The sequence below is a fragment of the Nonomuraea terrae genome (assembly GCF_044465245.1).
Classification (GTDB): domain Bacteria; phylum Actinomycetota; class Actinomycetes; order Streptosporangiales; family Streptosporangiaceae; genus Nonomuraea; species Nonomuraea terrae.
Window position 1 is genome coordinate 94,993 of the sequence record NZ_JBITLL010000003.1, and the last position, 23,044, is coordinate 118,036.

Below are 23,044 nucleotides of genomic sequence, written 5' to 3' on the forward strand. Positions count from 1 at the left end.
ATCAACGTCATAGGAGGACGAGGATGCGCCCATCGTTCATAGGACCCGCAGAGCTACTCTTTGGGACGAACGGGGACGACAAGGCAGGTGAAATACGGTGAAAGCGGTCACGCTGGGGGAATTCCTGCGCACGCGGCGAGCAACGGTGGTGCCTGACGGGGAGGGCATCCCGGCCGCCCGGCGGCGGGTGCCGGGGCTCCGCCGCGAAGAGGTGGCACAGCGAGTCGGGATGAGCGTCGACTACTACACCCGGCTCGAACAGGGGCGGAAGATCGCGCCGTCGGAGAGCGTGCTGAACGCGCTCGCCGACGTGCTGCAGCTGGATCCCCCGGCCAGGGAGCACCTGTGGGACCTGGCGTGGGGGCACGCGGGTCCGGCGCGGCAGAGCGGTTCGGGGGTCCAGCACGTACGCCCGGGGATGCTGCGTCTCATGGAGTCGTTCGGGACGGTGCCCGCCGTGCTCACGGGCCGGCGGATGGACGTCCTGGCGGCCAACCGCACCGCGCGCGTGCTGCTCACCGACTTCTACGCGCTGCCGGCGCGCGAGCGGAACGCGGTGCGCTGGGCGCTGCTGTCGGAGGAGGCGCGCCGCAGCCACGAGGACTGGGAGAACGCCGTGGCGGGACTGGTGGGGATGCTCCGCATGGACGTCGGCAGGTATCCGGACGACCCGCGCACGGCCGAGCTCCTGCGCGAGCTGAGGGATAAGAGCGCGGTTTTCACCCGGATCTGGGACAACTGCCACGTGGCCACGAGCGTGGTCCGCGAGCGCAAGGCGATCGTGCACCCGGTCGCCGGCCGCATCAGCCTGGAGGTGGAGGTGGTGACCTTCCCCGAGGACCGGGACCGGTTCCTGCACGTGCTCTTCCCGGCCGCCGATCCCGCCTCCCAGGCGGCCATGCGCCGGTTGGAGGCGCTGGCCGATGTCTGAGCCTGGGGTTGTGAACCCCTTCTTCGTGCCGGGGCCGCTGTCTAGGCTGCTGCGGCAAGGATCCCCAGACGTGTCGGGACGCGCGGCGAACCCGGGAGGGCGGTGACATGGCACGACCGGAGATCGCGGTCATCGGGGCGGGGGCCATCGGCGTCGTCGTCGCGGCCGCCGCGGCCGAGAACGGCGGCCACGTGCAGCTGTGCGTACGCACCCGGCCCGAGCAGGTGGTCGTGGAGCGCGACGGCGAGCTGCACCGGCCGCCGCTCGACGTGGTCGGCGAGCCGGGCACGGCCAGGCCCGCCGACTGGGTGCTCGTGGCCACGAAGGCCCAGGACACCCCGGGCGCGGCGGCCTGGCTGCGCGCGCTCACCGGCCCGGACACCGTCGTGGTCGTCCTGCAGAACGGCGTCGACCAGCGCGAACGGCTGGCGCCGCTGCTGCCGCCGGACACCCCCGTGCTGCCCGCACTGGTCTATGTCAACGCGGAGTCGATCGCCCGCGGCCACGTGCTGCACCGCGAGAAGAACCTCGTGGAGCTGCCGCCGGACCCGGACGCCGAACGGTTCGCCGCGTTGCTGGCGGGCTCGGCGCTGTCGGTGCGCACGGTGCCCGACTTCACCACCGCCGCCTGGCGCAAGCTGCTCATCAACGTGGGCGCCAACCCGGTCACCGCGCTGACCCTGCGCCGGATCGGCGTGCTGCGCGAGCCGGAGGTCCGCGCGCTCGTCGAGGGCCTGCTCACGGAGACCGCGGCGGTGGGGGCGGCGGCCGGAGCGACGTTGTCCGGCGAGGACGTGGCGTGGGCGATGGCGTTCTATGACAGCCTGTCCCCCGACGCCGGGACGTCCATGTTGTACGACCGCGTCGCAGGACGGACGACCGAACACGAGGTGATCACGGGTGCGGTCGTCCGCCTCGGCTCCGCGCACGGCGTTCCGACGCCGCTCAACCAGACGCTGCTCACCCTGCTGCGCGCTCTGGAGATCAACGCTTCGGCCACAAGGGCGAGCTGAGCGCCGGTCAGCGGGCGTGGACGGGCTCCGGGGCGGCCAGCATCATGTGGCGGGCGACACCGGCCATCCAGACGAAGGTGAAGGCGATCACGGTCGGGTTCTTGATCGCGACCACGACGGCCGTCACCCACTCGCGCGCGTCTTCCGGGGCCAGCGCCTGGATGGCCAGGCCGGGCACGAGGTCGAAGAGCGCGAAGGCGGCGCCGAGGACGGCGAACTGGATCAGGAAGTCGGCCCGCCGGTGATCGACGAACCACGCGACCCGCTGCCGGCGTTCGCCGAGCCCGGCGACCTCGGGGTCGCGGACGAGGGCCAGGCGGCAGATCAGGAAGAGCAGCAGCGCGCGGACCGCGCCGGTGAGCACCTCGCCCGCGACGCCGGCGGCCGCGGGCAGCTCGTCTCCCCAGGCCACCGCGACGAACCGCTGCACCGTGGGGATCATGGACAGCCCGACGATCATGCCGGCGTGCCGTCCGTGGAAACGCAGCCCCCAGCGCGCCGACTCGCGGCTGAGGAGTAAGCCGGTACGTAGACTCATGCGACGGAGACTACTTCAATACAGTGAAATATTCACTTCATCGAAATACCGGAGGGCTGATGGACGGTGCGGAGCTGGGCCGGGAGCTGAGCACGGCGGTGGTGCTCTTCCACGAGGCGGTCGCGCGGCGGCTCGGCCTCAACGCCGCCGACCACAAGGCTCTGAGCATCATCACCAGGAACGGCCCGCTGCCCGCCGGGGCGCTCGCGGCGGAGCTGCGGCTGGGCGCGAGCGCGATCACCGCGCTGGTCGACCGGCTGGAGCGGGCAGGTTACGTACGGCGGGTGCCCGACCCCGGCGACCGCCGTCGCGTGCTCGTCTGCGCCGAGACCAGCGGGGCCCCCGACCTCGGCGCCATCTTCGCCGATCTCGGCCGCGAGATGAGCGCCCTCATGACGAAGTACGACGAGCGCGAGCTCACCGCGATCGCCGACTACGTCGTCAACACGATCGCCGTGCTCAAGGCCCAGACCGCGCGCCTGTCGGAGACCGAGTGACTCATCGGCGGGGAGCCGCCAGCTCGTCGCCGAGGGCGCTGCGGCGGTAGAGGACCTGACGGCCGTCGCGGGCGCGGGTGACCAGGCCGGCGGCGTACAGGACGCGCAGGTGCTGGGAGACGGCGCTCGGGGTGACCCGCACGCGGCGGGCCAGCTCCACCGTGGGCAGCGGCTCCTCGAGCAGTCGCAGCAGCCGCGCCCTGGGCGCGCCGAGCAGCGCGGTCAGCGCGGACGGGCCGGCGGACGGCGCCGCCTCCCACAGCGTGGCCACCCCGCGACTGGGGTAGACGAGCGACGGCGGCTCCCCCGCGCTGACCGGCGGGGCCGGCTTGTGGGCGAACACCGAAGGGATCAGCAGCAGCCCGCGCCCGGAGACGACGACGTGATGCCTGCCGATCATCTTGTCGATGTGCAGCACCCCCTCGTGCCAGCGCAGGTTGGGATGCATGTCGGCGAACAGCAGCCGCGCGCCGCCCAACGCGAGCTGCCGGGCGCGGTAGGTCATGTCGGCCTCCAGCAGCAGCCGCATCCGCTGCCACAGCGGCGCGACGAACGGCTCCCAGAAGCGCGCCAGCGCGTCGCAGACGGCGTCGCGGAGCCGGCCGGCGGCGGCGTCGTCCTCGGGGAGCGGCCCGGCCACGAGCGCGGCCTCCAGGTCGTGGCGGACGACGTGCGGGGCCGTACGCCGGACGATCGCGAGCTCCTCGTCGAAGGACGGCGCGAAGACGGCGGGCCGGGGTGTGAGGAAGTCGGGCAGCGCGAGCTTCTCCCCCACCACGGACACCAGCAGGGCGGCGTCGGCCGGGTCGAGCCGGGCGAGCGCCGACCTGCGCCACGGCAGGTGCAGTGCGTGGAGGCCGGGGTCGCGCAGGACCCGCAGGCTGAAGATCGTCTCGTGGAGCGGCGAGATCGCGAAGCGGGTGTCCGCGAGGTCCTCCACGCTGAGCTCGAAGCTGATCATCAAGCCGTACGCTACATCCATGGGCGGCCGGCGGACATCGCGCGCGGAACGATCTCGACGCCTTCGCGGGCATGACTACAGTGGGGCCCCGAGGGAAAGCAGAACGACGGGGGACGACGGGGGACACGGTGGATCTCGCTGAACTGGGGGCGTTCCTGAAGTCGCGCCGAGGCCGGCTTCGCCCCGACGACGTCGGCCTGCCGCCAGGCTCAAGGCGGCGGGTCCCCGGCCTGCGCCGCGACGAGGTGGCGCGGCTGGCCAGCATCTCCGTCGACTACTACTCCGAGCTGGAGCAGGGCCGCGGGCAGAACCCGTCCGATCCGGTCCTGCACGCGCTGGCCCGCACGCTGCGGCTCGACGGCGACGAGACCGACCACCTGTTCTACCTGGCGGGGCGGACGCCGCCGTTCGGCTCGGAGCCGCTGCAGACGCAGGCGGCGCTGCGCCAGCTCATGGAGCGGCTCGACGACACCCCCGCCATGGTGATCACCGATATGCACCAGGTCGTGGTGCAGAACCACGCCGCGCAGGTGCTGGTCGGGCCGCAGTCGGGGCTGAGCGGGATCGAGTCCAGCTTCATCTACCACTGGTTCACCGACCCTGACACCCGCGTGCTCTATCCCGCGGACGAGCACGACTACCACTCCCGGTTGCTGGTCTCCGACCTGCGGGCCGCGGTGGGCCGGCGCGGGCCCTCCGACCGGGTCAGCGGCGACCTGGTCCGTCACCTGCTGCGCGCCAGTCCCGAGTTCGCGGGGTTGTGGCAGGCGCGGGAGGTGAGGGTCCGCCACGAGGAGGACAAGCGGATCGTCAATCCGGTCCTCGGTGTCCTCCATGTCATCTGCAACAACATCATCACGGTCGACGCCGCCCAGCGGCTGCTCTGGTTCGTCCCGGACGACCCCTCGATCGTCCCGCGGTTGCGGGAGCTCGATCCGGCGCAGGTGTGGCGGCACACCCGTGGGCCCGCGTTCGGCAGGGTCCCAAGCTGGGGTTGACCACCCATGGCTGATCGTCTTCGGCGCGGTACGGGTGCGGCACGCTGGATGAGGCGGATCTGCGGGGCATGACCCCTGACATCCCAGAAGAACGGTGACCGGAGTCTCTCCGATCAGCTTTGGCCGAGGAGGAATCGATATGCGTGCAGCACTCGCCACCGCCGTGGGCGCCCCGCTGACTCTGACCGAACGGGACGTCCCTGAGCCGGGTCCCGACGAGGTCGTGGTGAAGGTGACGGCCTGCGGCGTCTGTTTCACGGACCTCAACCTGATCCGTGGGCATTTCCCGTTCGCGCGATTCCCGGTGATCCCCGGCCATGAGATCACCGGCACGGTGGCCGCAGTGGGCAGCGGCGTGTCGGGCCTGTCCGTGGGCGACGCGGTGGGCGGCCAGTTCTTGTACGACTCGTGCGGGCACTGTGACTACTGCGTCTCCGGCGACCAGATCCTCTGCCCGTCCAAGCGCATCACCGGCATTGTCAAGGACGGCGGCTACGCCGAGTACGCGCTGCTCAAGGCCGGCTTCGTGACGCCGCTGCCGGCCGGGCTCGACCCGGTGGCCGCGGCGCCGCTGATGTGCGCGGGGCTGACCGCGTTCAACGGCCTGCGCAGGGCGGGGGCCACGCCGAGCTCGCGGGTGGCGGTCGTCGGGGCCGGCGGCGTCGGCGCGCTCGCCATCCGGTACGCGCTCGCCATGGGCGCGCGCGTGGCGGTGGTCGGCCGCTCGGCGCGCGGCGAGGCGAGCGCCAAGGAGCTCGGCGCCGAGCTGTACATCGCCGGCGGCGAGACCGACGCCGCCGCGGCGCTCAAGGCGTGGGACGGCGGCGCGGACGTCATCCTGAACGCCGCCCCGTCCAACGCGGCTGCCGCGGCCGTGCTCGGCGGGCTCGCGCCCGACGGGACGCTCGTGCTCTGCGGCTACGACAACACGCCGCTCACCCTGCAGGCCCAGCCGATGGTGCTCAACCGGCTGCACGTGATGGCCTCGCCGTCGGGCTCGCCGCACGACACCCGCGACACGCTGGCCTTCTCCGCGCAGCACGGCATCCTCCCGCCGGTCACGCCGATCACCCTGGACGAGGCCCCCGCGGCGCTCGACGCCATGGCGAGCGGCGCCGGCGGCAACCGCCGTGTCATCACCTTCGACTGACACCACCCCGGCGACGGACCGCCCGTCAGGGCGGTCCCGCCGCCTTCACACCCGGCGACGAGGCACCTGCGTCACCGTCCCGTCGCCCCCCGCTGTCCTTCATGACACCGTTGGCGAAGTAGATCAAAAAGCAGCGGCCTCATGATCACATCCGCGATCATGGGGCCGCTATCGTTGTTCCTGCTCACGGATGGAGTCGTGGGTGTCGCTGCGTTCGACTGGTTCAGACCAGATCCCGGCCGCCACTCTGGCGGTGGCCCGGGCGGCCTTCCCGAACGGCAGCCTGGCGATTCGAACACGGGATGCGCTGGGCGTCCTATTTGAGGACGCGGACTTCGCGGCAGCCTTCTCCACCCGCGGTCGCCCGGCACTGTCCCCTGCCCGTCTGGCGTTGGTGTCGATCCTGCAGTTCGGAGAGGGATTATCCGACCGGCAGGCGGCCGAGGCCGTGCGCGCGCATCGACTGGAAGTACGCACTCGGGTTGGAGCTGACCGACGCCGGCTTTGACTACTCGGTGCTCAGCGAGTTCCGTGATCGCCTGATCACGGGATCGCTTGAACAGGGCCTGTTCGACACGATCCTGGAGCGTGCCGACACCGCCGGGCTGCTACGAGCCGGCGGCCGACAGCGCACCGACTCCACTCACGTGCTCATGGCCACGCGCACGATGAACCGGCTGGAGCAGGTGCACGAAACAGCACGAGCCGCTCTGAACGCGCTGGCCGTGGCAGCGCCGGATTGGCTGCTGACCCAGGCCGAACCCGGATGGTTCGACCGGTACGAGGCGCGCATCGAGGACTTTCGGCTGCCGAAGAACAAGGCCGAGCGCATCCAGCTCGGCCACGAGATCGGAGCTGATGGGTACGGTGTGCTGCGCGCGGTCTACTCGGAGAGCGCACCTGCATGGCTGCGCGACATCGCCGCGGTGCAGAACTTACGCCACGTGTGGATCCAGCAGTACGTCACCATCCACGATCACCTGCGCTGGCGGGCCCCTGACGAGCAGCCGCCAGGCACGATCCGCCAGATATCGCCCTACGACGGCGACGCCCGAACCGGAACCAAGCGCGACTCCCACTGGGACGGCTACAAGGTGCACCTCACCGAGACGTGCGACACCGACGCTCCACATCTGATCACCAACGTGATCACCGCCTCATCGCCCGGCAGCGACTACGAAGCCACCGAACAAGTCCACGAGGCACTGGCCACGCGTGAACTGACGCCGGCGGTGCACCTGGCTGACCGGGGCTACATGAGCGCCCACAACCTCGCGCGAGCAGGTCGCCGCGGCATCGAGCTGCTGGGACCGATGATGCCCGATAACGCCTGGCAGAGCGCCGAGGGCAACGGCTTTGCCGTCAGTGACTTCACCATCGACTGGGACAACCGCGTCATGATCTGTCCCGCCGGGGCCACCAGCTTGCCCTGGGTCAACGAGGTCGACCAGGGCGGAACTCCGGTCATCCGGCTGCGCTTTTCGATGCGTGACTGCAAGGACTGTCCCAGCCGCGACCTGTGCACCCGCGGGGCCAAAGGCCGGCGCATCACCCTGCGCCCACGGGAAGAGCACGAAGCCTTGCAACGCGCGCGGGTCAGGCAGAGCACCGACGAATGGCAGCAACGCTACGCCCACAGGCAAGGCATCGAGGGCACCATCGCCCAAGGCGTCAAAGGCTTCAGCCTGCGGCGGTCCCGTTACCGCGGGACCGCCAAGACCCATCTCCAGCATCTGCTCACCGCCGCAGCGATCAACCTTACGCGGATCGACGCGTGGCTGATGGGCGTGCCCCTCGCCCCGACGAGGACCTCACACTTCGCAGCGCTCGCTGCGTAGGCCGGGGTGCCGTTAGCCGCGTTAACTTTCGTAGGGGGTGCCGGGTGACGATCGGCAGATGAGTCACCCGGCTCGCCCCTGACAAGCTCACCGTCGTGAACACCTACTTTCCTGGACGGTGGATCGGTGGCGCGACGCTCGTCCTGGGCCCGGTCGTCCTGTGCGCCGGATACCTGCTGCGCTACCTGAGCACGATCACCGCTCTCACCCCTCAGCAGCAGGCCTGGGCCGAGGCGCAGCCGTTCGCCGCCTACGGCCAGCTCTTCGCCTACGCCTCGGATCCCGCCCTGCTCACCCTCGCCTACGCGATCTTCGCGCTGGGGGCGCTGGTGCTCTTCCCCGCTTTCGTCGCCCTGGCTCAGCGGGTTGGCGGCGGCCTCGCCTTCTGGGGCGCCACCCTGCTGGTCGCCGGGCTCTTCGCCCGCCTGTACTTCGCCGGTGCCGACCAGACCGCCTTCCAGCTCACCGAGGTCCTCGGACTGGACCAGGCGACGAACGCGATCATGAAGGAATACGTCGATATCTCCTACGGACCGTGGCGAGTACCGGTCTGGGCCTCGGTCGGCCAGTACGCGGGCTCGCTCCTCCTGGCCGTCGCCGCCTGGCGCTCAGGCGTCTTCGGCACCGCCCGCGCCGCGATGTTGCTGCTGGCAGGAGGCACGTGGATGGGCGTGCTGAAGGGCTCTTCCATCCCCGACGTGCTGGTCACCGGCCTGCTCTGCGTGGCCCTGGTCCCGCTGGGCGTGCGGATGCTGCAGGACCGGCTGACGGTTCCGGCCGGACGTCCGAAGTTGCTGAGCTGGTGAATGGACTCATCCATACCAAGCGGCGGACGTTCCATGCCCCTATGCGGCCCGTGACATGTCGACTAACGGCACCCCAGGGCACGAAACCCAATTCGCCAACAGCGTCCCTTCATCGGGCGGGGGAACGCGTCGCCGCGGGGGCCGGTCCTGCCCCGGCCCCGCTCGGCGGCGGATGTGTCGCAGCCCAGGGCCGAGCCTGCCCAGGCCCTGGCGGGCGACGCCGAAGAGCCGGTGACCGGCCGGGACAGACCTGACCCTTTTTGTCATGCGAGTGTCCTGCGAGGCCGCCATCCCGGCGGCCTGACCGGCCTGGGCCGGAACGGCGCCCGACCGGCGCCACCCGGGCCCGAGCGGGAGCGACACGCAAGCTCCCGAGAAGGCCGTCAACCCGCGCCTGCCGGTCACCGGGCGCCGGCCTGGAGCACGTCACCGACGCCCACCCGGGCCCGAGAACGGCGGCACGCCACCGCGAGCCGTTCTCCGGAGTGGGCACCAGGCACTGACCGAGCTGCGATCACGGTACGCGCCGCCGTCCCGACCGGCCCTTCCGTCGCCAGGTCATCCTCGGCCGGGCCGGTAGCGGAGACCGTCGATCAGCAGGCCGGCGAGCCGCCGCGCCTGCTCCCGCTGCTCCGGCGCGCCCGCCGCGAGCGCGATCCCGCTCAGGGTGATGAGCACGTCGTCCGCGTCCGCGTCCGCACGGATCTCCCCGGCCTCCCGTGCGGCGGTCAGCAGCCGGCCGATGGCCTCGTCGAGGAGCGTGCGGCTCTGCGCGTACGGGTCGCCGCCGGAGGCGATCACCGCGCGCAGCGCGTCGGCCATGCCGATCTTGGTGGTCATGTAGTCGAGGAACCGATCCATCCACACCCGCATGGCCTCCAGCGGCGGATGAGCCTCCAGCACGCCGGTGACCGCGTCGCACACGGCGGTCAGCTCGTTGCGGTAGGCCGCCTCGATCAGCGCCTCACGCGTCGGGAAGTGACGGTAGAGCGTGCCGATCCCGACCCCGGCCTCCTTCGCGACGAGGTTGACGCTCGCCTCGGGACCGTGCTCGGAGAAGGCGCGTACGGCTGCCGCCAGCACACGCTCGCGGTTCCTCTGCGCGTCGGCCCGCCGGGCGCGCGGAGGGGTGTCGGACATGCACGGTCTCCTTCTCTGCTTGCAAGCGGAGCATGCTCCGGATAATCTGGAGCGCATTCCGGAGCTTGCTCCGCTTATCTTATCGTGCCCGCGTGTCCGGGCACGGTTCCAGCAGAGGATCGCACCATGTCCCTTGTCACCACTCCTTTCGGCCCGAAGTCGACCACCGACGAGGTTCTCGCCGGGGTGGACCTGTCCGGCAGGCGCGCCGTCGTCACCGGGGCCGCCTCCGGCATCGGCGTCGAGACGGCCCGCGCGCTGGCCGCCGCCGGCGCGCAGGTCACGCTCGCCGTGCGCGATCTGGAGGCGGGGCGCGAGACGGCCGCCCGCATCACCGCGGCGACCGGCCGCGCGGACCTCACCGTGGCCCCGCTGGAGCTGACCGACCCCTCCTCGGTGGATGCCTTCACCCGTTCGTGGCAGGGCACCCTGCACATCCTGGTGAACAACGCCGGCATCATGGCGGTGCCGGACCTGCGCCGTACCCGTGAGGGGTGGGAGCTGCAGTTCGCGACCAACCACCTCGGCCACTTCCGGCTGGCGCTCGGGCTGCACGGCGCGCTGGCCGCCGCCGAGGGCGCGCGGGTGGTGTCGGTGAGCTCCAACGCCCACCGCAGGGCGCCGGTCGTCTTCGACGACCTCCATTTCGAACGCCGCCCGTACGAGGCGTGGGCGGCCTACGCCCAGTCCAAGTCCGCGAACGTGCTCTTCGCCGTCGAAGCCGCCGTGCGCTGGGCGGACGACGGCATCACGGCCAACTCGCTCAACCCGGGAGGCATCCGTACGGGGCTCCAGCGCCATGCCCACCTCACGCCGGAGATGCAGGCCGTTTTCGACGAGTACGAGTGGCGGACGCCCGAGCAGGGCGCGGCCACGTCCGTCCTGCTGGCCGCCTCACCGCTGGTCGAGGGCGTGTCCGGCCGCTACTTCGAGGACTGCGCCGAGGCCGCCGTGGCCGCGGGCCCCCACGTGGCGACCGGCGTGCAGCCGCACGCCGTCGATCCCGACGCCGCCGCCCGCCTCTGGAAGGTGTCGTCGGAGCTCCTGGGGCTGTGACGCCGCCGTAGAGTCGCGGCATGACCGGCCACGCACGGCCGCCGTGCCCGCGCCAGGCGGAGGCACAGAACGTGGGGGCTCCGCTGCCCAACGCGGTGCCGTTCCCCGTCGCATGGGACGGCACGACGTGGCGGTGCCCGTCGTGGCCGGCCTGATCGGCTGGGAGGATGTCCGGATGCGAGAGCTCGGTGAACTGATCGACGTGGCAGAGCCGGCCTGGCCGGTGTTACAGGAGGAGTTCGCCAGGACCTCCGTACCGCTGGAGGTCCTTCCCGGCGACCCCGGCCAGGGCCGCGCCTGCCTGCTGCAGCTGCAGGTGGGCGCCGGATCGGCGCTCGGCGCGATGGCTCTGCACTGCGGCGGGCTCGTGCTCGACGGCGGGTGGCTGCGGGTCTTCGGCGGCACGACGGCGGGCGCGCTGCCGGGGCTGGCGCGGGTGAACGGCTTCCCCGAGGCGTTCGACCCGGCGTGGCGTCCGCCGGACGGGCTGGTCGTGGCCCACGACGTGCTCGGCGGGGTCTTCGTGCTGAACGGGCCCGACCCGGCGGCGGCGGGACGCCCGGGCGTGCCGGGCCAGATGCTTTACTTCGCCCCCGACTCCCTGGAGTGGGAGGCCATGGAGATGGGCTACGGCACGTGGCTGACCTGGCTGCTGTCAGGCCGGCTCGACCTCTTCTACGACGGGCTGCGCTGGCCGGGCTGGCGCGACGAGGTCTCCGCCCTGGCCCACGACCAGGGCGTCGCCTTCTACCCCTTCCTGTGGTCGGAGGAGGCCATGGCCGACCTGGGGGGCGCCACCCGCAGCCCCGTCCCGATGCGGGAGCTGCTCGGGCTCAACGCGAGCTTCCGCGACCGGTCCGGGCTGCCGGGCCCCGGGTTTCTCGGCGACGTGTGAGGCCGCTCACGGCTCCCCGGCCGGCAGCAGGCCGGTGTGGTGCAGCCGCTCGCGGGCGGCGGCGATGGCCTCCGGGGTGGTGGCGAACACCTGGCCGGCCGCGTCCAGGCGGGCGATCACGCCGAGTGCCCGCAGCGGCTGGTGGTGGCCGTCGCGGATGCCGGAGACGTACACGGTGATGCCGCGGCGTTGCAGCCGGTCGATGGCGTCGCCGAGCACCAGGGCGCCGCTGGCGTCGATGGTCGTCACGCGCGACATGCGCAGGATGACCACGGCGACATGGGCGACCTCCGACAGCTCCAGCAGGAAGCGGTGGGCGGCGGCGAAGAACAGCGGCCCGTCCAGCCGGTAGGCGACGATGTGCTCGGCGAGCAGCTCGTGCTCGGCCTCGGTATGGTCCTGCGGCAGGTCAGGGCGGAGCGGCACGGTGTCCAGCCGGACGTTGCGCGCGATGGCCCGCAACGCGAGCGCGCCGGCGGCGATCAGCCCGAGGATGACGGCCTGGACCAGGTCGAGCGCCAGGGTGGCGACGGCGGTGAGCACCAGCACCACGGCGTCGCCCCGGGTGGAGCGCACCATGGCCTTGACCGAGCCGACCTCGACCATCCGGATCGCGGTCGCGAGCAGCACACCGGCGAGCGCGGCCAGCGGGATCCTGGCGACCAGGCCCGCGGCGGTGAACACGATCACGGTAAGGATCGCCGCGTGCGCCAGCGCGGCCAGCCGCGACTGCGCGCCGGAGCGCACGTTGACCGCCGTACGCGCGATCGCGCCGGTGGCCGGGACGCCGCCGAACAGCGGCGCCGCCAGGTTGGCCAGCCCCTGCCCGAACAGCTCCCGGTCGGGGTCGTGGCGGTGGCTGACGCTCATGCCGTCGGCGACCGCGGCCGACAGCAGCGACTCCAGCGCGGCCAGGGCGGCGACCGCGACGGCCGGGGCCAGCAGGGAGCCGAGGGCGGAGACGTCCAGGAAGGCCAGTGAGGGCGCGGGCAGGCCGGCGGGCAGCCGGCCGATCCTGGCCGCGTCCAGCCTGGCCAGCTCGGCGGTCAGGGTCGCGGCGACGACGGCGATCAGCGAGAACGGCACGGTGGGCCGCCACCTGCCGCCGGCCAGCATGAGCACGGCCACGCCGGCCGCGATGGCCACGGCCTGCCACTGCGGCTCGGCCAGGAAGTCGAGCACCGCCTGCCAGGCCACCGCCACCACCTGGTCGCCCTCCGGGGTGGGCACGCCGAGCGCGGCCGGGATCTGCTGCAGGCCGATCACGCAGGCGATGCCGAGGGTGAAGCCCTCGACCACGGGCGCCGGCACCAGCGCCATGTATCGGCCGGCCCGGGCCAGCGCCAGCCCGACCAGCATCACCCCGGCCAGCAGCCCCACCGTCAGGACGCCGGAGGCACCGTGTTCGTGCACGATCGGCACCAGCACCACGGTCATCGCCCCGGTGGGGCCGGACACCTGCAGGCCCGAGCCGCCGAACACGGCGGCGAGCGCCCCGGCGACCACGGCGGTGGCCAGCCCGGCCTCGGCGCCCAGGCCGGAGGAGATGCCGAAGCCGAGCGCCAGCGGCAACGCGACGATCGCGACGGTGAGCCCGGCCAGCAGGTCGCGGCGCGGGCGGCGTCCCATGGCGGCCAGGTCGTCGCGCGCGGGCAGCACGGCTCGCAGCCGGGCCAGGCCCGCCGCCATCAGGGCGCTCACCTGGCGCCGCTGTCCAGCTTCTCGGCCAGCAGCTCGCCCAGCAGCTCGTTCTGCCCGGACAGTTTCTGGGTGAGCAGCTCGCGCGCGGCCCGCAGCAGCTCGGCGACGCCGCCGCCGGCCAGCGCGTACACGACGGTGGAGCCCTCGCGCTGGGCGGTCACCATGCCGGAGCGGCGCAGGACGGCGAGATGCTGGGACAGGCCGGTGGCCTCCACCTCGATCTCGGCCAGCAGCTCGCGCACCTGCATGGAGCGGACCTGCAGCAACTCCAGCACCCGGATGCGCACGGGGTGACCGAGCAGCCGGAACAGCTCGGCCTTGGCCTCGTAGAGCGGGACGGACATCACGCGCTCAGGTCGTCCTTGCCGTCGGTGATGTCGCCGAGGTTGACGCCATGGGCGCGGGCGAGGCGCTGGACCTCGTCCCAGTCGTCCGCGGCCAGGAGCACGGCGTGAGCGTCGTTGTCACGGCGGGCTTCTCCCAGCGACCGCCAGACCGACCGTGCCCGCTCCCGGATCGCGGCCGCCACTGCAGTGGTCATGTCACCCCTTGTACTCGCTTTATCAATGCAATTACGAAACTTCGCAATTACGATACCCGCCGGGGAGGCAGCCCCTACGTCCGGGTACCTCCGGCAGACCTGGCCGTGACCCGCGATCACCGTCGACGGATCGATCACCGGATCAAGGCGCCGGACGCCGAAGCGGTGCCGGCGGCCGGCAAACCACTTGTCCGCCCTGCGCGCGGTTCAGCAAGATCGAGCATGCACGTGACACGGGAGCTGCTCGCCTACTACGAGCAGGACAGAGAGCACGACCGGTTGCGCGAGGGTCACGGCCGGCTGGAGTTCTGGCGCGCGCAGGACGTGCTGCGCCGCAGGCTGCCGCCGCCACCGGCCCGCGTGCTCGACGTCGGCGGCGGCACGGGGGTGCACGCCGAGTGGCTGAGCGCCGACGGCTACGACGTGGAGCTGCTGGACCCCGTACCTCTGCATGTGGAGCGGGCGGCGGCGCTGGCCGGGGTGCGGGCCCGGCAGGGCGACGCGCGGTCGCTGCCGGCGGCCGACGCGAGCGTGGACGCGGTGCTGCTGCTGGGGCCGCTCTACCACCTGGCCGAGCGGGCCGACCGGGTGCGGGCCCTGGCGGAGGCGCGGCGCGTCGTACGGCCGGGCGGTCTGGTGGCGGCCGCGACCATCAACCGCTACGCGGGCATCCACGAAACCGTCGGCCGGGGCAGCTACCTGCGGGACGACGAGCGCCGGGCGGCGCACGCGGCCGCCGCGGACGGGATCATGTTCTCTCCACGGCGCGGCTTCACCGCCTACTTCCACCATCCCGAGGAGGTGCCGGGCGAGTTCGCCGACGCCGGGTTGCCCGAGGTGGCGCAGTACGGGCTGGAGGGCGCGTTCTGGCTGATGGGCGACGTCGGCGACTGGCTCGACGATCCCGAGCGCCGGGCGCTGCTGCTGGACGCGCAGCGGTCCGTGGAGTCGGTGCCGTCGCTGCTCGGCGTCAGCGGCCACCTGCTGACAGTGGCGCACCGCCCCCGCTAGCACCGTGGCGCCGCGCCCGCCGGCGCCGTCCCCGCTAGCGCCGCGCCCGCCGGCGGCCGCCTGCCGAGGCCGGCGCGCAGCTCTCGGCCGGCCACTCGGCGACGACCTCGCGCCCCTGCGGGATCGCGAGGTCGAGCAGGCCGGGGAAGCGGGCGTCGAGGTCGTCGCGGCGCAGCCGGTTCAGCCGCCGCGTCCCCTCGTCGCGCTGGCGGATGACGCCGGCCTCGCGCAGGACCTTGAAGTGGCCGCTCTGGGTCGACTTGCTGACCGGCAGCGCGAACGTCGTGCACGCCAGTTCGCCGTCGGGCCAGACGTCGGCGAGCCGGGCGACGATGGCCAGCCGGATCGGGTCGCCCAGGGCGGCCAGCACGGCGGAGAACCGCAACTGGTCACGGCCGGGGTGGACGAGCTCTGTCGCGGTACGGCTGGCCATGCCGCCCAGCATACCCCTATGTTCGCATATCCCGAACATGTGTTATGTTCGGAAATATCGAACATGGGGAGGGAACAACGCATGACGTGTCGCGCAAGCCGATGGCGCGCCGTTCAGTCGTTCACCTGCGCGGTGGCCGTGCTCTGCCTGGTGGCCCTGCTCATCCGTACCCGCGTGCGCGCCCAGGGAGAGACCATGAACACGACCGCGCTCCGCACCGCCTACGACGGCCTGCTCGCCGTGGCCGAAGCGATCGGCGCCACCCCGCTCACCGCGGACGTGAGGTCCGCCGTCGACTGGACGCTGAGCCACGTCGCGCTCAGCGACCGCCTGCTCGCCGCCGCGGCACGCGACGTGCTGTCCGGCCGTCCGGTCACCGTCGACAACCGCGACGCGATGGACGAGGCCGCCATCGCGTCCCTGACCGGCTCGACCACCCACGCCGAACGCGTGGACCTGGTACGCCGCCACGCGGCCGGCCTTCGCGCCCTGGTCGAGGCGATGCCCGACGAGGCCGCCGCCACGCCCGTACGGATCCGCCTGGTGGGTCGCGACGGCCGGGCGCACCCCGACCAGCGGATCACGTGGAGCGAGCTGATCCGGCTTCGCGCCGAGGAGCACGTCCCCGGGCATGCCGCCCGGCTCAGGGCACTCGCCGCCGGAGGCGTGGGTCAGGAGCGCTCGGGCTCGTAGTGCAGGGCGGTGATCCCGCAGTCGAACGGGCGGGCGGCGACCAGGCGGAAGCGCTGCCGGCTGTCGGGGAAGACGGGCAGGCCGCCGCCCACGGAGACCGGGTTGACGAAGAGGTGGAGCTCGTCGATCAGGCCCCCGGCGATGAGGCCGGAGACGAGGGTCGCGCCGCCGTACGTGATGAGGTCACCGCCGGGGCCGCTCTTGAGCCGGTTGACGGTCTCCGTCAAGTCACCCCCCTCGACGACGGCGTTCTTCCACGGGGACTCAGTGAGGCTGCGGGAGATCACGACCTTGGGGGTGTCGTTCATCCAGTCGATCGACTTCTGGTCCTCCCCCTCCGGGCGGGACTCCCACGCCGGGATGAACCCCTCGGCGAGCCTGCGGCCCAGCACGATGCAGTCCACCGAGTCCGTCAGGGCGTCGACGTGGGCGTTCATGTCGTCGGTCCACGGCATCGTCAGCCAGTCCATCCGACCGTCCGGGCCGGCCAGGTAACCGTCGATGGTGGTCTGGACCTGGAGCTTCAGCTTGCGCATGGGGGTCGTTCCCTTCAGGTTGTGCGGTGCCTCATGTGCCTTCAGCGTCGCCGAGCCCTCTTACGGCGCCCTTACGGTTTCCTTCCCGCCCACCGATGCAGCCGGTGCAGTGATGCATCTGCTGTAGCATGTGGCGCCGTGGGCGAGGAGCCGGGGCGCCGGGAACGCAAGAAGCAGCGCACGCGCGAGGCACTCGTCGCCGAGGCGATGAGACTGTTCGAACAGCAGGGCTACGACGAGACCACCGTAGCCGAGATCGCCACGGCGGCCGACGTGTCCACCCGCACGTTCTTCCTGCACTTCCCCACCAAGGAGGACGTGCTGCTGGCCAACACGCAGGTGCGCGTCGACCTCGGCGCCGACGTGATCGCCGGCCGCGGCCCCGGCGAGAGCGCCGCCGACGTGCTGGGCCGGGCGATCGAGGAGATGATCGTCAACACCTGGAACACCGACCTGGCCAGCGGGCTGGCGGGGCTGCGGGCCGGCCTGCTCACCTCGTCCCCGGCCGCCCAGGCCCGGCTGCTGCAGCGTTTCCTCGCCGCCCACGCCGACCTCACCGAGGCGCTGCTGCGGGCGTACCCGGACGAACTCGACCCGATCGAGGCCGCCGCCCTGGTCGGCGCGGTGGTGGGCGCGGTCGGCGCCGCCGCCCTGACGAGCCTGCGCCACGGCGACCCGCCGGAGCAGGTCCGCGACGCCATGCGCCGGGCCACCGCCCTCGCCGTCCACCCCCGCTGACCGGCCCCCGGGACCGTGGCGAACCGCCGCGGGTACGCGGTCTCGTCGGGATGCACCAGCCGGCGCGGGCCAGGCTGTCGACCACCTGGGCCAAGGGGTGGCGGTCGCGGCCCTGCTCAAGCCGCAGGTAGTACGCGGTGCTGATGCCGGCTAGCAGCGCGACCTCCTCGCGCCGCAGTCCGGCCACCCGCCGCGGCCCGACGGAGGGCAGGCCGACATCCTCGGGACGGACCCGGTCGCGCCGGGAACGCAGGTGGTCGCCCAGCTCGCTCGCTCGTGCCCTGGGCTCCACGGTATGCGCCGGGCGCGTGGCGTTCCTGTCCCCGTCACCGCCACCCGCGAGGAGCGCCGGGGAGACTACAACCTTTCGCCCGCCGGGCAGCGTTGGGTACGGGCGAGAGGAGATCATCACCTTGGATCGTCACGACGGCTTCCGCGAGTTCGTGCTCGCCCGCCAGCAGGCGCTGATGCGGACGGCGTACTTGCTCACGGGAGACGCCCACCTCGCCGAGGGCCTGCTGCAGACCGTCCTGGTCAAGGTCGTGGGGCACTGGGCCAAGCTGTCGCGGTCCGGCAACCCCGAGGCGTACACCCGCAAGGCGCTGGTCAACCAGTACAGCTCGTGGCGGCGGGAGCGTTCCGAGCTGCCCAGCGCCGTGGTGCCCGACCGGGCCACGGGAGGCGACGAGTCAGCGCTCGACCGCATCGTGCTGCGCCAGGCGCTGGCCAGGCTCGCGCCCCGGCAGCGCGCCGTGATCGTGCTGCGCTTCTGGGAGGACCTCACCGAGGCGCAGACCGCCGACGTTCTCGGCTGCTCGGTCGGCACCGTCAAGAGCCAGACCCACCACGCGCTCGCCCGGCTGCGCGTGATCGCCCCCGAGCTGGCACACCTGCTGGACGATCCCGAGATCGTGGAGGTGGCCGGGCCTGTCTGACCGTACGGGCCGGTCCGACCGGCGCCCAGCGGCGCGACGGCCAGGACAGGCGACCGTCCCGTGCGCGGGACGCCGGGCAGCGGCGGCCACCACGAGGGCTCAGGAAGAGGGGCCACGCAGGAGGTCGGTGACCGTGCGGGCGCGCATCACGCCCGGGTGCAGCACCTCGGCGCGGGCGCGTGGCATGCCACCGGCCAGGGCGGCCTCGACGAGCGCCGCGGCCACCCACCGCGTGTCGGCGGGGCCGATGAGCGGCTCCCCCAGCGCACGCGTGCCGGACAGCTCCCGCAGCAGGGGCCGGACCGGCTCCGGGACGGGAAAGGCGACCAGGTCCCCGTGGCCGTCCCGCACGGTGAGGAGAACGGGCCCGCCGTCGTCGGCGATGCCGCGCAGGTCCTGCACGGTCAGGTCGGCCAGCGCCGCCACGGGAGCGCCGGTGGCCTCCAGCAGCGCCACGGCCACGGCCTCGGTGGCGCGCCCGCCGGCGGCCAGCCGGGCCACGCCCCGGCGCAGCAGCCGCCGGTCGTCGCGGGTGAGCGGCCGCGGCTCACCGGCCGGGTGGACGGCGTGGGACACGGCGCCGGTCCGCCAGGCGAAGGCGTAGAAGGACGACAACACGGCGCGCCTGCGGTTGACCGTCGCGCCGGACAAGGGCTTGCCCGGCCTGCGCACGCCCACGGTCAGGGTGCCGGTCAGCGCGGCGTCGCAGTAGGCGTCCAGGTGGGCGCCGGTGGCCGCGAGCGGGTCGAGGGCCGGTTCACTCGCGTTCAGCCAGCGCAGGAACGCCGCCAGCACCTGCAGGCGGGCCTGCCGCGCGGCGGCCGACGGCCGGTCGAGCAGCCAGGCCCGCACGACCTGCCTGGCCGCGGGGGTGAGGCCGTCGACCAGGTCGACGTCGGGGCCGGACACCTCTCCCCCGTCGCCGGGACGCCTGCGCGGCCGCAGCCCGGCGATCTCCCCTACGCTCTCCGGGGCTGGGGCGGTGTCGTCCGGGCGGGGCTGGGCCGGGGGCTGGGGGGAAGGTTCTGTCACGGTGTTCCTCGGCGACATGCTGGGGTGCTGGGCTGAGGGCTGATCTGGGGGCTGGTCTGGGGGCTGGTCTGAGGGCTGGGCTGAGGCCTGGACGGCGCTGGGTGGCGGCCGCTCCGGCGAAGACACCGGTAAGGCGTCCAGGACGGCCGTCGCCGCGCCGGGGGTGTCGGTTCGCGGCATGCTCAGCACGTGACCGTACCCGCCCTCATGGTGGGCGTCGAGGACGGGTCGGTGGCCGTCGGGCAGGCGGGAGCGCCTCGACGGCCTGTGCCAGGCAGTCCAATCATGATCTCGATCTTCTCACGGCATGCTGCGCCCGCGCGCGCTTCGCTACGATGATCGGCCATCTACCGGGAGCAAACGGGGAGATCATGGCGGACTTCGGCCTTCTGTGCGTACACGCCCATCCCGACGACGAGGCCGTCTGGACGGGCGGCGCCCTCGCCCGCTACGCCGACGAGGGCGCCAGGACCGCCGTGGTCACCTGCACCTGGGCCGAGGGCACGGTACGCGCCGCCGAGCTGGAGCGCTCCCTCGCCATCCTCGGAGCAGGCGAGCCGCGCCTGCTCGGCTACGCCGACGCGCGCAAGCCCGAGTCCGCGCCCGGCCGGCCGAGATTCCTCGACGTCCCGCTGGAGGAGACGATCGGCCGCCTGGTGGCCCACATCAGGGACGTACGGCCCGACGTCGTGCTGACCTACGACGGCTACGGCTCCTACGGCCACCCGGACCACGTGCACGCGCACCGGCTCACGCTGGCGGCCGCCGAGGCGGCCGGGTACGACCAGCTCTACCCGGAGGCGGGCGAGCCGTGGCGGCCGCGCGCGGTCTACCTGGCGACGATCCCGCGTTCGGTCGTGGTCTCGCACTGGCGGGCGGTGTTCGGCGACGACCCGCCGGCCGGCCAGGCGCTGCCCGGTGTCCCGGACGACCAGATCGGCGCCCATCTCGACGTGGCGGCGTGGGCCGAGCGCAAGTGGGCGGCCATGCACGCGCACGAGTCGGAGGTCGGCCGCGGCGCCTCGATGACCCTGCTGACCTCGCTGCCCGAGCCGGCCCGCGCGCAGCTGCTGGGCAACGAGTGGTACCGCCGGGTGTCCTACACCGGCGACGCCGAGGTCACGCTCGGCTGACTAGCCGCGCGGGGCGTACATGATCACTGCCACGCCCACCAGGCAGATCAGCGCGCCGGCGACGTCCCAGCGGTCGGGGCGGAAGCCGTCCACGACCATGCCCCAGGCCAGCGAGCCGGCGACGAAGACGCCGCCGTACGCGGCCAGGATGCGCCCGAAGTGCGGGTCGGACTGGAAGGTGGCGACGAACCCGTACGCGGCCAGGGCCAGCACTCCGGCGCCGATCCACAGCAGGCCGCGCTGCTCGCGCCAGCCCTGCCAGATCAGCCACGCGCCGCCGATCTCCGCGACGGCGGCCAGGACGAACAGGGCGATCGAGCGCAGCACGGTCATGCGGCTCACCCTAGGGGAGCCTCACGGTGGGCCGAGGTCGCGCCCGCACCGGCTCAGGCGGGGGCGTCGCCGGCGAGGAGCACCACCAGGGTCAGGGCGGCCGACGTCAGGAGCACCGCGCACAGCACCGCCAGTAGCTCGCGCCTGCTGGCCTGGGCGGCGAACCGTTGCGGCCCCTCCCGCTCGGCCCTTGCGGTGAACTCCTCCAGGCGCCGGGCCAGCCGTGATCCGCCGCGCCGCAGCTCCCGTTCGATCGCGGCCAGGATCTGCTTCTCCTGACGCGAGAGCCCCACGGCCGTCACTCCGTTCCCGCGGCCCCGCCGGTATGCGGGTGGTGCAGGTCGAAGGCGGGCCGTTCGGAACGGATGCGCGGCAGGCTGGTGAAGTTGTGCCGGGGCGGCGGGCAGCTCGTGGCCCACTCCAGCGAGTTGCCGAATCCCCAGGGGTCGTCCACGGTGACCTTCTTGCCGCGCCGCGCGCTGTACCAGACGTTGAAGAAGAACGGCAGCGTCGAGGCGCCCAGGATGAACGCCCCGATCGAGGAGATCAGGTGCAGGTCGGTGAAGCCGTCGACGGCGCTGTAGTCGGCGTAGCGGCGCGGCATGCCGGCCACGCCCAGCCAGTGCTGGACGAGGAACGTGGTGTGGAAGCCGATGAACAACATCCAGAACTGCAGCTTGCCGAGCCCCTCGTTCAGCATCCGGCCGGTCATTTTCGGCCACCAGAAGTAGAACCCGGCGAACATGGCGAACACCACCGTGCCGAACACCACGTAGTGGAAGTGGGCCACCACGAAATAGGTGTCGGTGAGGTGGAAGTCGAGCGGCGGCGAGCCCAGGATCACGCCCGTCAACCCGCCCAGCAGGAACGTGATCAGGAATCCGACCGCGAACAACATCGGCGTCTGGAACGTCAGGTGCCCCCGCCACATGGTGCCGGTCCAGTTGAAGAACTTCACCCCGGTGGGCACCGCGATGAGGAAGGTGAAGAAGGAGAAGAACGGCAGCAGCACCAGCCCGGTGCCGAACATGTGGTGCGCCCACACCGTCATCGACAGGCCGGCGATGGCGATGGTGGCGCCGACCAGGCCGACGTACCCGAAGATGGGTTTGCGGCTGAAGACCGGGATCACCTCGGTGATGATCCCGAAGAACGGCAGCGCGATGATGTACACCTCGGGGTGGCCGAAGAACCAGAACAGGTGCTGCCAGAGCATCGGGCCGCCGTTGGCCGGGTCGTAGACGTGGGTGCCGAGCTTGCGGTCGGCCTCCAGCGCCAGCAGCGCGGCGGCCAGCACCGGGAACGCCATCAGCACGAGCGTGCTGGTCAGCAGGACGTTCCAGGTGAAGATCGACATGCGGAACATGGTGAGACCGGGCGCCCGCATGCAGATGATCGTCGTGATGAAGTTGACCGAGCCGAGGATCGTGCCGACGCCCGCCAGCGACAGGCCCATCACCCACAGGTCCCCGCCGATGCTCGGCGTGAAGATCGCGTCCGACAGCGGCGTGTACGCGAACCAGCCGAAGCTCGCCGCTCCCTGTGGCGTCAGGAAGCCGGAGACGGTGATCAGCCCGCCGAACAGGAACAACCAGTACGACACCGCGTTCAGCCGGGGGAAGGCCACGTCGGGCGCGCCGATCTGCAGCGGCATGATGACGTTGGCGAAGCCGGCGAACAGCGGGGTGGCGAACAGCAGCATCATGATCGTGCCGTGCATGGTGAACAGCGCGTTGTACTGCTCGGCGTTCACCAGCTGCAGGTTCGGGTGGACCAGCTCGGCCCGGATGATCAGGGCCATGATGCCGGCGATGACGAAGAACAGGAACGAGGTGATCAGGTACAGGTAGCCGATCACCTTGTGGTCCGTGGTCGACAGCCAGTTCGCCAGCAACCGTCCCTTGCGGCCGGCCCTGAGCGGCGCCGCCGCGGATGTGAGCGGCTCGTCCGCGCGTGATTCGTCGATGCTCACCGGAGATCCCCCTGTGGTGCCGCCGGCGCTCCTCCCCGGAAGGTGCTCTGGCAGGTCAGCGCCACTACGATGTGTGCCTTACCCGTCACTCTCGGGTGATATGCCCCGCTTCAGGCAACCGTCCCACAAGCCCCGACTGTCCCGCATTTCCTAGTCGTACCGG

General features: G+C 72.2%; 25 protein-coding genes and 2 pseudogenes. 14 read left to right on the top strand and 13 right to left on the bottom strand.

Features of this window, described 5'->3' with window-relative positions:
- The first annotated feature begins 97 nt into the window (after positions 1-97).
- Both ACIBP6_RS12850 and ACIBP6_RS12855 read left to right on the top strand, forming a co-directional pair.
- Positions 98-931, top strand: a complete 834-nt coding sequence (locus ACIBP6_RS12850) for a helix-turn-helix transcriptional regulator (protein ID WP_397051681.1) — start codon at positions 98-100, stop codon at positions 929-931.
- 107 nt (positions 932-1,038) lie between these two features.
- Entirely contained in the window at positions 1,039-1,944 is a 906-nt protein-coding gene (locus tag ACIBP6_RS12855; protein ID WP_397051683.1) for a 2-dehydropantoate 2-reductase, read from the top strand.
- 7 nt (positions 1,945-1,951) lie between these two features.
- Here the strand turns inward: ACIBP6_RS12855 and ACIBP6_RS12860 are convergent, their stop codons facing one another.
- Positions 1,952-2,482, bottom strand: a complete 531-nt coding sequence (locus ACIBP6_RS12860) for a hypothetical protein (protein WP_397051685.1) — start codon at positions 2,480-2,482, stop codon at positions 1,952-1,954.
- A 59-nt stretch (positions 2,483-2,541) separates the two neighbouring features.
- Between ACIBP6_RS12860 and ACIBP6_RS12865 the strand changes: the two genes are divergently transcribed.
- Positions 2,542-2,979 (top strand): MarR family winged helix-turn-helix transcriptional regulator, encoded by a 438-nt coding sequence (locus tag ACIBP6_RS12865; protein ID WP_397051686.1) that lies wholly within the window; start codon positions 2,542-2,544, stop codon positions 2,977-2,979.
- Position 2,980: 1 nt separating this feature from the next.
- On the opposite strand, the gene ACIBP6_RS12870 is transcribed toward ACIBP6_RS12865, so the two are convergent.
- On the bottom strand, positions 2,981-3,940 hold the full coding sequence (locus ACIBP6_RS12870) for an ArsR/SmtB family transcription factor (RefSeq protein ID WP_397051687.1): 960 nt from the start codon (positions 3,938-3,940) through the stop codon (positions 2,981-2,983).
- Positions 3,941-4,068: 128 nt separating this feature from the next.
- On the opposite strand from ACIBP6_RS12870, the gene ACIBP6_RS12875 reads away from it, so the two are divergent.
- The 4 genes and pseudogenes from ACIBP6_RS12875 (at position 4,069) to ACIBP6_RS12890 (ending at position 8,732) form a co-directional block, all read left to right on the top strand.
- Positions 4,069-4,938: a helix-turn-helix transcriptional regulator gene (locus ACIBP6_RS12875; RefSeq protein ID WP_397051688.1), complete on the top strand. Its 870-nt coding sequence runs from the start codon at positions 4,069-4,071 to the stop codon at positions 4,936-4,938.
- Between the two features lie 139 nt (positions 4,939-5,077).
- Complete coding sequence (locus ACIBP6_RS12880) at positions 5,078-6,088, top strand: alcohol dehydrogenase catalytic domain-containing protein (protein ID WP_397051689.1); 1,011 nt, start codon at positions 5,078-5,080, stop codon at positions 6,086-6,088.
- A gap of 202 nt (positions 6,089-6,290) precedes the next feature.
- Positions 6,291-7,926 (top strand): annotated as a pseudogene (locus ACIBP6_RS12885) (IS1182 family transposase).
- Positions 7,927-8,021: 95 nt separating this feature from the next.
- Complete coding sequence (locus ACIBP6_RS12890; RefSeq protein WP_397051690.1) at positions 8,022-8,732, top strand: hypothetical protein; 711 nt, start codon at positions 8,022-8,024, stop codon at positions 8,730-8,732.
- A gap of 558 nt (positions 8,733-9,290) precedes the next feature.
- On the opposite strand, the gene ACIBP6_RS12895 is transcribed toward ACIBP6_RS12890, so the two are convergent.
- A complete protein-coding gene (locus ACIBP6_RS12895) occupies positions 9,291-9,872 on the bottom strand; it encodes a TetR/AcrR family transcriptional regulator (protein WP_397051691.1) in 582 nt (193 codons plus the stop codon).
- Between the two features lie 126 nt (positions 9,873-9,998).
- Here ACIBP6_RS12895 and ACIBP6_RS12900 point away from each other — a divergent pair, with 126 nt between their 5' ends.
- Positions 9,999-10,928: an SDR family NAD(P)-dependent oxidoreductase gene (locus ACIBP6_RS12900; RefSeq protein ID WP_397051692.1), complete on the top strand. Its 930-nt coding sequence runs from the start codon at positions 9,999-10,001 to the stop codon at positions 10,926-10,928.
- A gap of 112 nt (positions 10,929-11,040) precedes the next feature.
- Positions 11,041-11,823, top strand: coding sequence for a DUF2625 family protein (locus ACIBP6_RS12905; protein WP_397051694.1), 783 nt, complete (start codon positions 11,041-11,043; stop codon positions 11,821-11,823).
- A gap of 6 nt (positions 11,824-11,829) precedes the next feature.
- On the opposite strand, the gene ACIBP6_RS12910 is transcribed toward ACIBP6_RS12905, so the two are convergent.
- Genes ACIBP6_RS12910 through ACIBP6_RS12920 form a run of 3 tightly spaced genes read right to left on the bottom strand, consistent with a single transcriptional unit; the run spans position 11,830 to position 14,065 of the window.
- Positions 11,830-13,512, bottom strand: coding sequence for a SulP family inorganic anion transporter (locus tag ACIBP6_RS12910; RefSeq protein WP_397053380.1), 1,683 nt, complete (start codon positions 13,510-13,512; stop codon positions 11,830-11,832).
- 8 nt (positions 13,513-13,520) lie between these two features.
- The gene (locus ACIBP6_RS12915; RefSeq protein ID WP_132615454.1) at positions 13,521-13,868 is read right to left on the bottom strand and encodes an ArsR/SmtB family transcription factor; all 348 of its coding nucleotides are present in this window, start codon (positions 13,866-13,868) and stop codon (positions 13,521-13,523) included.
- Entirely contained in the window at positions 13,868-14,065 is a 198-nt protein-coding gene (locus tag ACIBP6_RS12920) for a hypothetical protein (protein ID WP_397051696.1), read from the bottom strand. Before ACIBP6_RS12920 ends, ACIBP6_RS12915 begins: the two co-directional genes overlap by 1 nt.
- Positions 14,066-14,287: 222 nt before the next feature.
- On the opposite strand from ACIBP6_RS12920, the gene ACIBP6_RS12925 reads away from it, so the two are divergent.
- A complete protein-coding gene (locus ACIBP6_RS12925; protein ID WP_397051698.1) occupies positions 14,288-15,076 on the top strand; it encodes a class I SAM-dependent methyltransferase in 789 nt (262 codons plus the stop codon).
- A gap of 34 nt (positions 15,077-15,110) precedes the next feature.
- Here the strand turns inward: ACIBP6_RS12925 and ACIBP6_RS12930 are convergent, their stop codons facing one another.
- Entirely contained in the window at positions 15,111-15,509 is a 399-nt protein-coding gene (locus tag ACIBP6_RS12930; protein ID WP_397051700.1) for an ArsR/SmtB family transcription factor, read from the bottom strand.
- A gap of 81 nt (positions 15,510-15,590) precedes the next feature.
- Between ACIBP6_RS12930 and ACIBP6_RS12935 the strand changes: the two genes are divergently transcribed.
- Positions 15,591-16,202 carry a hypothetical protein gene (locus ACIBP6_RS12935; RefSeq protein WP_397051702.1) on the top strand — a complete coding sequence of 204 codons (612 nt, stop codon included), beginning with the start codon at positions 15,591-15,593 and terminating at the stop codon, positions 16,200-16,202.
- Here the strand turns inward: ACIBP6_RS12935 and ACIBP6_RS12940 are convergent.
- Positions 16,181-16,738: a dihydrofolate reductase family protein gene (locus ACIBP6_RS12940; protein ID WP_397051704.1), complete on the bottom strand. Its 558-nt coding sequence runs from the start codon at positions 16,736-16,738 to the stop codon at positions 16,181-16,183. The genes ACIBP6_RS12935 and ACIBP6_RS12940 overlap by 22 nt on opposite strands.
- 138 nt (positions 16,739-16,876) lie before the next feature.
- Between ACIBP6_RS12940 and ACIBP6_RS12945 the strand changes: the two genes are divergently transcribed.
- On the top strand, positions 16,877-17,476 hold the full coding sequence (locus ACIBP6_RS12945) for a TetR/AcrR family transcriptional regulator (RefSeq protein ID WP_397051706.1): 600 nt from the start codon (positions 16,877-16,879) through the stop codon (positions 17,474-17,476).
- Between the two features lie 73 nt (positions 17,477-17,549).
- Here ACIBP6_RS12945 and ACIBP6_RS46825 read toward each other — a convergent pair.
- A pseudogene (locus tag ACIBP6_RS46825) lies at positions 17,550-17,885 on the bottom strand (helix-turn-helix domain-containing protein); the annotation flags it as partial.
- A gap of 4 nt (positions 17,886-17,889) precedes the next feature.
- Between ACIBP6_RS46825 and ACIBP6_RS12955 the strand changes: the two are divergent.
- Positions 17,890-18,411: a SigE family RNA polymerase sigma factor gene (locus ACIBP6_RS12955; protein ID WP_397051708.1), complete on the top strand. Its 522-nt coding sequence runs from the start codon at positions 17,890-17,892 to the stop codon at positions 18,409-18,411.
- 99 nt (positions 18,412-18,510) lie between these two features.
- Here the strand turns inward: ACIBP6_RS12955 and ACIBP6_RS12960 are convergent, their stop codons facing one another.
- Entirely contained in the window at positions 18,511-19,443 is a 933-nt protein-coding gene (locus ACIBP6_RS12960) for a hypothetical protein (RefSeq protein WP_397051710.1), read from the bottom strand.
- Positions 19,444-19,814: 371 nt separating this feature from the next.
- Between ACIBP6_RS12960 and ACIBP6_RS12965 the strand changes: the two genes are divergently transcribed.
- Complete coding sequence (locus ACIBP6_RS12965; RefSeq protein WP_397051712.1) at positions 19,815-20,576, top strand: PIG-L family deacetylase; 762 nt, start codon at positions 19,815-19,817, stop codon at positions 20,574-20,576.
- Here ACIBP6_RS12965 and ACIBP6_RS12970 read toward each other — a convergent pair whose 3' ends face one another.
- The 3 genes from ACIBP6_RS12970 to ctaD are packed head-to-tail and all read right to left on the bottom strand — an operon-like array spanning position 20,577 to position 22,881.
- Positions 20,577-20,909 (bottom strand): YnfA family protein, encoded by a 333-nt coding sequence (locus tag ACIBP6_RS12970; protein ID WP_397051714.1) that lies wholly within the window; start codon positions 20,907-20,909, stop codon positions 20,577-20,579. It abuts the gene before it with no gap.
- A 53-nt stretch (positions 20,910-20,962) separates the two neighbouring features.
- Positions 20,963-21,202, bottom strand: a complete 240-nt coding sequence (locus tag ACIBP6_RS12975) for a DUF3040 domain-containing protein (protein ID WP_165970184.1) — start codon at positions 21,200-21,202, stop codon at positions 20,963-20,965.
- Between the two features lie 5 nt (positions 21,203-21,207).
- On the bottom strand, positions 21,208-22,881 hold the full coding sequence (ctaD, locus tag ACIBP6_RS12980; RefSeq protein ID WP_397051716.1) for an aa3-type cytochrome oxidase subunit I: 1,674 nt from the start codon (positions 22,879-22,881) through the stop codon (positions 21,208-21,210).
- Positions 22,882-23,044: the final 163 nt, after the last annotated feature.